General features: G+C 68.4%; 2 protein-coding genes. Both read right to left on the bottom strand.

Going from position 1 to position 13,602, the window contains the following annotated elements; genetic code table 11:
• Positions 1-6,824 (bottom strand): non-ribosomal peptide synthetase (locus tag GGR71_RS20805; protein ID WP_184452282.1); only part of this gene is annotated, 6,824 nt, incomplete at its 3' end.
• Positions 6,814-13,599: an amino acid adenylation domain-containing protein gene (locus GGR71_RS20810; RefSeq protein WP_456362652.1), complete on the bottom strand. Its 6,786-nt coding sequence runs from the start codon at positions 13,597-13,599 to the stop codon at positions 6,814-6,816. The genes GGR71_RS20810 and GGR71_RS20805, both read right to left, overlap by 11 nt.
• Positions 13,600-13,602: the final 3 nt, after the last annotated feature.

The following is a 13,602-nucleotide window of genomic DNA, read 5'->3' on the forward strand; positions in this document are numbered from 1 at the left end:
ATCACCTGACGCGGTTCGCCCTCCGCGCTGACGAAGGTCGTGCGCAGGTTTTCGTGCCTGGCCACGATCCGGTCCAGGCTGGCGCGCAGCGCGGCACGATTCAGGGCCCCGCTGAAGCGAAGCGCCGCGGGGATGTGGTAGGCCGCACCCGCGGCGTGGTCCAGTTGGTCCAGGAACCACAGCCGCTGCTGCGCCCACGACAGCGGCATGGCGTCTTCGCGGTCGACGGGCATGATCGCCCCCTGCGGCGTCGTTGCCGCGGCGGCGATGCTACCCGCCAGCAGTGCCGGCGTCGGCTGCGCGAACACGTCGCGCAGCGTCACGTCCACGCCCAGCGTGGTACGCAGTCGCGTCACCAGGCGCACTGCGAGCAGCGAGTGCCCGCCCAGTTCGAAGAAGTGGTCGTGGCGCCCGACCCGTTCCAGGCCCAGCAGTTCCTGCCAGATCGCCGCGATGGTGGATTCTGCCTCGCCGACCGGGGCCTCGTAGTCCTGGCTGGCCAGCGCGGCCTGATCCGGTGCCGGAAGGGCCTTGCGGTCCAGCTTGCCATTTGGCGTCAGCGGCAGCGCCGCCAATGTCACGAACGCACCAGGCACCATATAGTCGGGCAGGCTGCGCAACAAGGTGGCGCGCAGCGCGGTCGCCTGCAGGTCGGCCTCGTCGGCGGAAACGACGTAGGCCACCAGGCGCGCATCGCCGGATCCGTCGGTCTGCGCCACTACCACGGCCTCCTCCACCCCGGCACAGCCAGCCAGCTTGGCTTCGATCTCGCCCAACTCGATGCGAAAACCGCGGATCTTGACCTGGAAATCGTTGCGCCCCAGAAACTGCAGGTTGCCATCAGGCAACCAGCAGGCCAGGTCGCCGGTGCGATACAGCCGGGCCTCGGGCTCACTGGTGAATGGATCCGGCAGGAAGCGCTCGGCGGTCAACACGGGCCGATTCAGATAGCCGCGCGCGACCCCTGCACCGCCGATGTGCAGTTCGCCGACCACGCCGGCCGGCACCGGCATGCCGCTCGTGCTCAGTACATAGATCTGCGCGCCGGCGATCGGACGGCCGATCGGCACGCTCTCGTGCAGGGCGCCCTCGCCGTGGCCATCGCTGACAAACGTCGTGCAGCCCACCGTCGCTTCCGTCGGGCCGTACTCGTTGACCACGATGGCGTGAGGAAGCACGCGTTCGCGGAACCGATGCAGGGTGCGCACGCTCAACTGTTCGCCGCCGACGACCAGGCGGTGGCGCGTGCTCACGGTAGGCGCATCGTTCAGGCCAGCCAGCACGTCCAGGTGCGCAGGCGTCAGCTTGAACAGCCATGGTTCGGGACGCAGGCAGTAGCGAAGCACTTCGGCCAGGCAGTGCTGGCGGTCCTCGGGCAGCAGTACCACCGGCTTGCCCACCCGCCATGGCGCGAGCAGCGTGGTCACCGTCGCGTCGAATCCCAGCGGCGTGGCGACCACGGCGCCGCAAACGTCGTCATGCAGGTAGGCGCCATGCGCGTGGGCGAGATAGGTGCCGACGTTGCGATGCGTCACCATCACGCCTTTGGGCTGCCCGGTCGACCCAGAGGTGTAGAGCACGTAGGCTAGATGGTCCTCGGTCAGGCCGATGGCTGCCGGCTCCGGATCGTGCTGTGGCTGACGCGCGATCGCTGCATCATCGTCGATCACCACGACCCGCAGCAGGCTCAACGCCGGCAGGTTGTCCTCCACCGCTGCGACGGTCAGCAAGGCCAGGGGCGGGTCACTGCGCAGGATGTCGGCCAGACGCTCGGCCGGATAGGCCGGGTCCAGCGGCACATAGCCCCCTCCGGCCTTGAGCACCGCAAGCAGCGCCACCACCATCTCGATGCCGCGCTCCATGCAGATGGCGACCCGCGCATCCGGCTTCACGCCCAGCGAGCGCAAATGGTGCGCCAGTTGGTTGGCACGCCGATTGAGTGCGTCATAACTGAGCAGCGAATCGCCGAAGATCAGAGCCGTCGCGTCCGGGGCGCGCTGCGTCTGCGCCTGGAACGCCTCGTGGACCAGTCCGGGCTGCGCGGGCGCTGTCGATTCTCCCCTGCCGACGGCGAGCATGTGCGCGACCTCGGCTGCCGGCAACACCGGCAGGCGCCGGACCGGAGTCGACGGCGCATTCGCCAGCGTGTCCACCAGGGCACGCATTGTCGTCTCGAAGTAGCGGATAAGACGCTGCCCGTCGATCTCCGGCACGCACAACACCGACAGACCCAGGGCCTGGCCCCAGTCCTCCACCGACATCGTCACTGGATAGCTGCCATGGGTCTTGCTCCTGGCAAGCAGGCGAATGCCGTCCCAGCCCGCCGGGTCGAATGCCGAACTCTGCGTACTGCCACTGCCCTGGTTGTAGCGATAGTTCAGCAACGCGGTGAACAATGGCAGGTGCGACGGTACCCGGCTGAAGCGCTGCGCCAGCGCCAGCGGCGCCTGTTCGTGCGCCAGCAGTGCAGTCAGGCGCGCATAGGTGTCGCGCACTGCCTCTTCGACCGAGAGCGCCGCCAGCGGCAAGCGGATCGGCAGCGAATTGATGAACATGCCGACGACCCGGTCGGCGCCCTCCGAGCCCTGCATCCGCCCGCTCAGCACGGTACCGAACACGACATCGTCGCTGCCGCTGCACTCGGCCAGGACCTGGGCCCACGCGACGTGGAACAGCACCGCCGGGGTCACGCCGAGCCCGCGCGCCGTGTCGCGGATGCGCCGCGATAGCGCGTCGTCAAACGGCAGGCTGCTCTCCTGCTGCGCTACGCCATGCTCGCGTGCGGCGAGGATGCCGAACGGTGCGGTCGGTGCCTCGACGTCGCCGAACTGCTCGCGGAAATAGGCTTCGTGTTCGGTCTCGGGCAGCGCGTTGGTCTGGGCGATGAAATTGCGGTACGGCATCGGCGTGGGCAGGTGGTCGCCGTGACCTTGCAGCAACTGCTGCACCTCGGAGAACACCAGGTCCAGGCCAATGTGATCGCAGACCATGTGATGGCTCAGCAATGCGACCAGCCAATCGCCCGCCGCCACGTCGCGCGCCACGTAGGCGGCCAGCATCGGTGCCTGGCGCAGGTCCAGTTGCAGCCGTTGCGGATCGGTCTGGGCCAGCAACTGCGCCAATACCGGTGCGTCCGTGCTGGTGGCCAGCTCCACGATGCGCAACGGCGCCTCCCGGTGCACGACCTGGACCGGTTGCTGCAGGTCTTCCCAGAACACCGCGGTCCGCAAGATATCGTGACGGTCGATCACCACTTGCAGCAGTTCCAGGAAGCTGCGCATCCGCGCCTGATCGTCGAATGCCAGCGTCAGGCGCAGTTGGTAAGTGTCGCCAGCGCCGCCAAGCAGGTGGTGGAACAGAATCCCTTCCTGCAGCGGCGCCAACGGGTAGATATCCTGGATATTGGAGACGCCGCCCGGTACGCCGTCGACGATGCGGTCGATGGCGTCCTGGCTCAGCTGCACCAGCGGCAGCAATGCGGGCGTAAGACGGGTGGTCTGCGCTGTGATCGGGTTTGCGACGGCTTGCCTCGGTGAGGCGCCGCCCCCGCCGCGGTGCAGACGTGCCGCCAGCGCGCTCAGCGTTGGGGCGTCGAAGACGGTGCGCACCTGCACCTCCAGCCCGGCCTGGTGCAGGCGCTCGATCAGGCTGATCACCAACAGGGAATGCCCACCCAGTTCGAAGAAATGGTCATGCCGGCCGACCCGCTCCAGCGCCAGCAACTCCTGCCAGATTGCGGCTAGCGTCTGCTCCACCTCCCCCAACGGCGCCTCGTAGCGGCGACTGGCGACCGCGGCCTGGTCCGGCGCCGGCAGTGCCTTGCGATCGAGCTTGCCGTTGGGCGTGAGCGGCAGCGCCGGCAACGTTACGAACGCGCTCGGGATCATGTAGTCAGGGAGACCACGCAGCAACTGGTCGCGCAGCGACAGTGCCTCCAGGATGACGTCCTCCTGCGGCACGACATACGCCACCAACGCACCGCCTCCTGCCGCATCGGCACGATCGATCACCGCCGCTTCGCGCACCCCGGCGCAGGCAATGAGCCGTGCCTCGACTTCGCCCGGTTCGATACGGAAACCGCGCACCTTGACCTGGAAATCGTTGCGTCCGACGTAGTCGATCGTCCCGTCTGGCAACCAGCGCCCCAGGTCGCCGGTGCGATACATCCGCGCCCCGGGGGTGGCGGCAAACGGATCGGGCAGGAAGCGCTCCGCGGTCAGCTCTGGCCGGTTCAGGTAGCCGCGCGCGACACCCGCGCCGCCGATGTGGATTTCACCAACCACCCCGGGCGGCACCGGCTCGCCATCCCGTCCAAGGAGATAGACCGTGGTGTTGGCGATCGGCCGGCCGATCGGAACCGAGGCCGCGCGGTCCTGCGGCATGCAGCGGTACGCCGTCGCCCATACCGTGGTCTCGGTGGGGCCGTAGGCATTGAACACGCGGTTGCCGCCTGCCCACTGGCAGGCCTTGGGCGGGAATGCCTCGCCTGCGACCACGAGCGTCATGTCCGCGTCGGCCAGGTCCTCGGCGGCGAAGGCCATCAACGCGGAAGGCGGCAAGGTCGCGTGGCTGATGCGGCGCTGGCGCAAGGTCTCCAGCAATGCGGGACCAGGACGCAAGGCCTCGCGCGGCGCCATATGCAAGCATGCGCCGGCGGACCAGGCCATCACGATCTCGAAGATGCTGGCATCGAAGCTGATCGAGGCGAACTGCAGCACCTGGCTCTGCGCGCCGACATCGAACAGCGCGGTCTGCGCCGCCGCCAGATGGCACAGGCTACGGTGCTCGACCATCACGCCCTTGGGCAGCCCGGTGGAGCCGGAGGTGTAGATGACGTACGCAAGGTGGCTCGGAACGAGCCCGACGGCACCGGCATCGAGGTTCTCGTACGGCTGCCGCGCGATCAGTGCGGCATCGTCGCCGTCCGCATCCATGACCAGGGTACGCAGCAGGCCAACCGCCGGCAGGTCGTCGACGAGCGCCGCCTGCGTCAGCAGTACCACCGGCGTGCTGTCGTCCAGCATGTAGGCCAGCCGCTCCGTCGGGTAGGCCGGGTCAAGCGGCACGTAGGCACCGCCGGCCTTCAAAGTGGCCAGCACGCCGACGAGCATCTCCACGCCGCGCTCCATGCAGATCGCCACCCGGTCGTCGGGCCGTACACCCAGTGTGCGCAACAGGTGCGCGACCTGATTGGCGCGACGGTTCAACGCCGCGTAGCTGAGGCACTGGCCATCGAAATGCAGTGCGAGCGCGTCTGGACGAGCGGCGACTTGCGCCTCGAACAGCGCATGCGCCAGCATCGGGAACGCAGGCACGGCAGTGGCGGTAGCGGTGGACGCCGCCAGCAGCTGCGCGCGAGTGTGGGCATCGAGCAGCGGCAGCCGACCGACCGGCAGGCTGTCGTCGGCAGCCATGGCGGTGAGCAGCGTCCTCCAGTAGCCGAGCATGCGCTCCACCGTGGCGCGATCGAACAGATCGGTCGCGTAGATCGCACTCCCGGACAGGCCGTGGTCCGGATCGTCGGAGAGGGAAAGCGCGATGTCGAATTGCGCGCTTTGGCGCACGGTCGGTAGCGCCGACAGTGCCAAGCCGGGAAGCTGCAGGTCGCCGCCGCGCGGGGTGTTGTTCAAGGCAAGCATGGCCTGGAACACCGGGCTGTGGCCCAGGCTGCGCTCCGGTTGCAGGGCCTCGACCACCTGTTCGAACGGCAGGTCGCGGTGCGCGTAAGCATCGAGCGTCGTCGCCTTGACCTGGGCCAGCAGGGCCGCGACGCTGGGATCTGCGCTCAAATCCACGCGCAGGGCCAGGGTGTTGACGAAGAAGCCGATCAAGGGCTCCAGCTCCGAGCGTTGCCGGTTTGCCACCGGACTGCCGACCACGATGTCGTCCTGCCCGCTGAGACGCGACAGCAGGGCCGACCATCCCGTCAGCAACGTCATGAACAGGGTCGCGCCATGGCGCTGTGCCAGCGCACGCAGCGCTGCGGTCAGGTCCGCGCTCAGCCTGACGTCCACGCGATCGCCGCTATAGCTCTGTGCTGCCGGGCGTGGCCGGTCGGTCGGTAACGTCAGCAGGGCCGGCGCGCCACGCAGATGCGCCGTCCAGAATGCGAGTTGCCGTTGCAACGTGTCGCCCTGCAGCCACTGCCGCTGCCAAGCCGCGTAGTCGGCGTACTGGATCGGCAATGACGGCAGCGGATCGGGCCGACCCTGGCTGAAGGCCGCATACAGCGCGCTGACTTCCTGTACCAGCACGCCAATCGACCAGCCGTCGCAGATGATGTGGTGTTGGGTCACCAGCAGGACGTGCTCGTCGTCGGCCATTTGTAGCAAGCGGCCCCGGATGAGCGGGCCGCTCGCCAGGTCGAAAGGCGCCAGCGCTTCGTCGCTCCCCAGCCGGGCGACTTCAGCTTGCCGCGCGTCGGCGTCCAGCGTGCGCAGGTCGTGCTCGTGCAGGGTAAAGACGCTGTTCGCCGATGCGATCACCTGGATTGGCTTGCCGTCCATGCTGACGAAGGTGGTACGCAGGCTCTCGTGCCGCGCCACGATCCGGTCCAGGCTGGCCCGCAACGCCGCACGATCCAGGATGCCGCGCAAGCGTAGCGCCGCCGGCATGTGGTAGCCGGCGCTCGCGGCATGATCGAGTTGGTCCAGGAACCACAACCGCTGCTGCGCCCACGAAAGCGGCAGCGCGGCATGGCGATCGGCCGATGGGATCGCCTCCGTCGCCGCAGGTGCCTGCGGGGCATCGCCACGCTGCCGCAGTTGCTGTAGCGCGACTGCGCGCCGCAGGTGTTGCAAGGTCTGGCTCTCATCAGCGCTCATGGTCGACACCGTTGGCTAGCAGGGCGAGGAGTTCTTCCTCGGAGAGATCGCTCAATCCGTCCTCGACCGCTACGACGTCCGATGTCGAGAAGAGCTTCAGCTGTTCATTGACGACCATCACGGCGAGCGACGAGAAGGTCGGTTGCTCGAAAAGCGCGCGTAGCGGCACCTCAACCTGCAGGCGCTCGCGGATCCGGATCACCAGTTGCATCACCAGCAGCGAGTGTCCGCCCAGTTCGAAGAAGTTGTCCTGGCGCCCGACCTGCTCCACACCCAGCAACTCCTGCCAGATCGTCGCGATCGCCTGCTCCACCTCCCCCACCGGCGCCTCGTAGGCACGGCTGGCCACCGCTGCCTGCCCCGGAACCGGCAACGCCTTGCGGTCCAGCTTGCCGTTGGGCGTGAGCGGCAGTGCCTCCAGCGTCACGAACGCGCTGGGCACCATGTACTCCGGCAAGGCCTGCGCCAGCGCCTCGCGCAGTGCCGCCGCCGACGGCTCCACGCCCGCCTCCGCCACCACGTACGCCACCAGCCGCTGATCGCCCGGCACGTCCTCGCGCGCCAGCACCACCGCCTCGCGCACGCCTGCGCATGCCACCAGCCGCGCCTCGATCTCGCCCAGCTCGATCCGGAACCCGCGTACCTTCACCTGGAAGTCGTTGCGTCCCAGATACTCCAGCGTGCCGTCGGCGCGCCAGCGGCCCAGATCGCCGGTGCGGTACATCCGCGCCCCCGCCTCTTCCGCGAACGGATCGTCCAGGAACCGCTGCGCGGTCAACTCCGGCCGGTGCAGGTAGCCGCGCGCCACCCCCACTCCGCCGATGTGGATCTCCCCTGCGACCCCGATCGGGACCGGCTGTCCCTGCGCATCCAGCAGGTAGATCCGCGCATTGGCGATCGGCTTGCCGATCGCCGGCCCGCCCGTGGAGGCTGCCACCTCCTCGATCGTCGCGTCCACCGTGCACTCGGTGGGGCCGTACATGTTGTGGAAGCCCACCTGCGTGGACGCGCGCAGCCGCTCCCACAGGTGCGGCCCGATCGCTTCGCCGCCCAACAGCACGCTGCGCGGCCGCCGCGCTCCCGGCGCCAGCAGCCCGGCCGCCAGCCACGCCTCCAGCTGCGAAGGCGTACTGTCCACCGCATCGATGCGCTGCTGCTCCAGGAACTCCACCAGCGCCGCGGCATTGGCCCGCAGCGCCTGCGGGATCAGCACCAGGCAGTGGCCCGACAGCAGCTGCAGCAGCCCTTTGAGCGACATGTCGAAGGAGAACGCCGCGTTCAACGCCACCCGCGCATTGGCCGGACATTGGCGGTGCGTGGTCCGGGCCATCACCTGCCAGAAGTTCACCGCCGAGCGGTGCTCGACCATGACACCCTTGGGTTGGCCGGTGGAACCGGAGGTGTAGATGACATAGGCCAGGTGCTTCGCGTGCAAATCCGGCACCACCGGATCGTGCGTCGGAGTGGCATCGTCGTGCGCCAGGTCTTCGAGCACCAGCACGGGCGCGGCGGCGCTGCTCAGCATCGGCAACTGCACATGCAGCGCGGCCTGGGTGACCACCGCCATCGGCGCGCTGTCGGCCAGCATGTAGGCCAGGCGCTCGGCCGGATAAGCCGGGTCCAGCGGCACGTAGGCGCCGCCGGCCTTGAGGATGCCCAGCACGCCGACCACCAGCTCCAGGCTGCGCTCGGTGCACAGCGCGACACGCTCGTCCGGGCGCACGCCCAGGCCGATCAGGTGGTGCGCGAGCCGGTTGGCGCGGCGGTTCAACTCGCCGTAGTTCAGTACCTGGCCGTCGTACTCCACCGCCGGGGCATCCGGCTGCTGCGCCGCCTGCGCCGCGAACAGGCCGTGGATCAGAGCCTGCTGCGGGTACGCCGACTGCGTGGCATTGAACCCGTGCAGCACCTGCGACCGCTCGACCGGCGACAGCAGCGGCAGGCGGCTCACCGACTGCGTGTCGTCGGCCACCATGGCCGCGAGCAGGGTCGTCCAATGACCGACGATCCGCTGTGCGGTCTGCTGCACGAACAGATCCGTGGCGTAGACCAGGCTGCCCGTCAAGCCCGTGGGCATGTCGGTCAGCGACAAGGACAGGTCGACGCGCGCCGTCCGCTGCTCGGTGTCGAGGTTCTCCAGGGTCAGGCCGGGCAGGTCCAATTCGCCGGCGCCGGGCGCGTTGTTGAGATTCAACCAGGCCTGGAACACCGGGCTATAGCTCAGGTTGCGCTCGGGCTGCAGGGCTTCGACCACCTGCTCGAACGGCAGATCCTGGTGCGCGTAGGCCTCCAGCGTCGTCGCCCTGACCTGGGCCAGCAGCGCGGCCACACTGGGATCGGCCTGCAGGTCCACACGTAGCGCCAGCGTGTTGACGAAGAACCCGATCAAGGGCTCCGTCTCCGCGCGCGGGCGGTTGGCCACCGGGCTGCCGATGACGATGTCGTGTTGCCCGCTCAGGCGCGACAGCAATGACGCCCAGGCCGCATGCAGGGTCATGTACAGGGTGACGTTGTGCCGTTGCGAGAACGCCCGCAGCGCCACGCTGAGGTCGGCGCTCAGTTGGACCGGCACGCGGTTGCCGCGATAGCGTTGCACCGCCGGGCGCGGCAGGTCGGTCGGCAGTTCCAGCAGTGCCGGAGCTGCGGCCAGATGCGTGCGCCAGAACTCCAGTTGTGTCTGCAGCACTTCGCCCTGCAGCCACCGACGCTGCCAAGCGGCATAGTCTGCATATTGGATCGGCAATGGCGGCAGCGGATCCGGCTCGCCCTGGCAGAAAGCGGCATACAGCGCCGCGACCTCGCGCACCAGGATACCGATCGACCAGCCGTCGGAAATGATGTGGTGCTGGCTGACCAGCAGCACATGCTCGCGTTCGCCCAGTGCCAGCAAGTGGCCACGGATCAGCGGGCCGCGCGCCAGATCGAAGGGCGCGCGCGCCGTGGTGCCGCCCAAGGCATCGATTGCCGCCTTCTGGGCAGTGCTGTCCATACCGCACAGGTCATGCTCGGCCAGGGCGAAGCCGCTGTCAGCGGCGGCGATGCGCTGCCACGGCTCGCCCTCGACGGTGACGAAGGTCGTGCGCAGGCTTTCGTGCCGCGCCACGATGCGATCCAGGCTGGCCTGCAATGCGGTCCGGTCCAGGAGACCGGACAGACGAAGCGCCGTCACGATGTGGTAAGAAGCGCTCGCCGTATGGTCGAGCTGGTCGAGGAACCATAGCCGCTGCTGCGCCCACGACAAGGGTAGCGCCTCGCCGCGCGGTACCGGCAGAATCGCACCCTGTGCCGACGCGGCCGCGTTGGACACGGTACGGGCCAGCGTCGCCAGTGTGGGTTGCGCGAACACGTCGCGCAGCGCCAGCTCCACGCCCAGCGCGGCACGCAGCCGTGTGACCAGCCGTACCGCCAGCAGAGAGTGCCCGCCCAACTCGAAGAAATGATCGTGGCGCCCCGCCCGCTCGATTCTAAGCAGGTCCTGCCAGATCGCTGCGATCGCCTGCTCCAGCTCGCCCACCGGCGCCTCGTAGGCCAGGCTGGCGACCGCAGCCTGATCCGGTGCCGGGAGCGCCTGGCGATCGAGCTTGCCGTTAGGCGTGAGCGGCAGCGCCTCCAGCATCACGAACGCGCCGGGTACCATGTACTCCGGCAGCACTCGCGACAACGTCGCACGCAGCGCGGCAGCCGTTACCTCTGCACCGACTTGCGGCACGACGTAGGCCAGCAACCGCTTGTCGCCGACGGCATCCTCGCGTGCGATCACCACGGCCTTGGCAACGCCGTCGCACGCGGCCAGCCTGGCCTCGATTTCACCCAATTCGATGCGGAAGCCGCGGATCTTCACCTGCAGGTCGTTGCGTCCCAGATAATCCAGCGTGCCGTCCGGCAGCCAGCGACCGAGATCCCCGGTCCGGTACATCCGTGCCTCGGGATCGGCTGCAAAGGGATCGGCGAGGAAGCGCTGCGCGGTCAGCTCCGGCTGGTTCAGATAGCCACGTGCCACGCCTGGCCCGCCGATATGGATTTCACCTGCGGCCCCAACCGGCACCGGGTCTCCGTGCGGCCCCAGGACGTACACCTGGGTATTGGCGATCGGCCGGCCGATGGGAATGGTCCGGGCAGCGTCCGGCAACGTCGCGATCTCGAAGGTGGTCGCGAAGGTCGTCGCCTCGGTGGGACCATAGCCATTGAGCAGGTGACGCGGCGGCAGTGCGCCGTTGAGCACGCGCGCCACGCTGCGCGGGTCCAGAACGTCTCCGCCGACCAGCAGATACTTCAAGCCGGCGAAGGCCAGGCCCAGTACGTTGACGTACTCGTTGAACAGGCCGGCGGTCATCCACAGCGCCGAGGCCTTGCCTTCGACCAGCACACGGTTGAGGGCCTGCGGGTCGAGCACGTCCTCCTGCGCCACGACCAGCAGGCGTGCGCCGTTGAGCAAGCCGCCCCAGATCTCCCAGGTGGACGCATCGAATGCCGGATTGGCGCAGTGCGCGACGCAGTCGTCCGGGCTGAGCGGCGCATAGGAGGCATTGACTGCGAGCCGCACGACGCTGCGGTGCTCGATCATCACCCCCTTGGGCTGCCCGGTCGAACCGGAGGTATAGAGGACATAGGCCAGGTGACGCGACGTCAGGCCCGGCACGATCGGATCGGGCACCGCCGCAGGCAGTGGAGCGGCCTCGATTTCATCAAGCACCAGGATGCTGGCATGCGCAGCCTTGGAAGGAAGCCGATCGCGCGATATCGACTGCACCAGGATCGCCGCCGGCGCGATGTCGGCGAGCAGATAGGACAGGCGTTCGGCCGGGTACGTCGGATCCAGCGGCACGTAGGCGCCACCGGCTTTGAGGATGCCCAGCAGCGCGACCACCATGCCGACGCTGCGCTCCATGCACAGCGCGACGCGATCGTCGGGTTTGACCCCGAGCGCGATCAGCCGCTGCGCCACGCGGTTGGCGCGGCGATTCAACACGGCATAGCTCACCAGCTCCCCGGCGCCGTCCAGCGCCACGGCCTGCGGTTGCCGCGCTGCCTGCGCCTCGAACAGGGCGTGGATCGGCTGGTCGTGCGGGTAGTCCGCCTGCGTCGCGTTGAAACCGGACACGACAAGCTCGCGCTCCTCCGGCGAGAGTACGTCCAGTTGCGTGAGCGAGCGTTGCGGGTCTTCCGCCAAGGCCTGGACCAGAGTTGCGATGGCCCGCTCCACGTAGCCAAGCACGCGTGCGCTGTCGATGCCCGGCACCGACCAGATCGCCAGGCCGAATCCCTGCCCCAGGTCGTCCACCGAGACCGTCAGCGGATAATTCGTGCGTGCAAAACCATCCACCACCCACACACCTTCCCAGGCGGACACCTTCGCCGCGACCTCGGCGGGTTCGCTGACTTCGTGGCTGTGGCGGTAATTGAGCAGACTCGTGAACAGCGGTGCCGGCGGCTGCACGCCGCTGCAGCGCTGGGCCAGGGCCAGCGGCATCTGCTCGTGGGGCAGCAATGCCCCGAGCCGGCGATAGGTATCCTGAACCGCCCCGGCCACATCCAGACCTGCCAGCGGCAACCGGATCGGCAAGGTATTGATGAACATCCCCACGACCTGCTCGGCGCCTTCGGTCTCCTGCAGGCGTCCCGACAGCACGGTGCCGAAGACCACGTCGTCGCGTCCGCAACATTGCGCCAATACCCGCGCCCAGGCCAGGTGAAACAGCACGGCCGGGGTCACGCCCTGCTGCCGAGCGGCCTCGCGGATCCGCTGTGCCAGCGTCTCGTCCAACCGTTGCCGTGCCTCGTCCAGTTCGCCTGCGTTCTCCGCCTGGACGTCCAGCACCCCGAATGGCGCAGTGGGTTCGTCCACGTCGCCCAGCTCCGCGCGGAAATACGCCTCGTGCTCCGCCTCGGACACTGCCAGCGCCCTTGCGATGAAATCGCGATATGGCATCGGCGCCGGCAGCGCAGCCTGCTGGCCCTGCAGCACGGCCTGGATTTCCGACAGGATCAGATCCTGTGCAATATGGTCGCAAACAATGTGATGGTTCAGCAGGGCCAGCAGCCAATCGCCAGTCGCCGGATCGCGTGCCACGTGAGCCGCCAGGATCGGCGCCTGCCGCAGATCCAGCCGCATCCGCCGTGGGTCGGTCTGGGCCAGCAGTTGCGCCTGCGCCGGCGCGTCCGCCGACAGGGTCAGTTCGTGGACCGGCAGTACCGCGCGGCGCTGCACCACCTGCATCGGCTTGGCGAGTTCCTCCCAGTGCACCGCGCTGCGCAGGATGTCGTGGCGATCGATCACGTGCTGCAAGGCGTCCAGGAACGCATCCAGACGCGCGCGGCCGTCGAATGCCACCACGGTGCACAGCAGGTAGGTGTCGCCGCCGTTGTCGTGCTCCAGCAGGTGATGGAACAGGATGCCTTCCTGCAGGGGCGCCAGCGGATAGATGTCCTGGACGTTGGCAACGCCGCCAGGCACGCTTTCCACCAGGCGGTCGATCTCCGCCTGGGTCAGGCTCGCCAGCGGCAGCAGGTCGGGCGTGATCGCCGCAGTCGCCGGGGTAATCCGGTTCGGCGGTACCGCGTCACGCGGCGGCGCGGGCGCCGCCAGCAGCAGTTGCTCCGCCAGCGCACTCAGCGTCGGCGCCATGAACACGCTGCGCACGTCAGCGCTCAGCCCGCGTAGACGCAATTGCTCGATCAGGCCGATCACCAGCAGCGAGTGTCCGCCCAGTTCGAAGAAGTTGTCCTGGCGCCCGACCTGCTCCACACCCAGCAACTCCTGCCAGATCGTCGCGATCGC

The sequence above is a fragment of the Xanthomonas sp. F1 genome, from assembly GCF_014199855.1.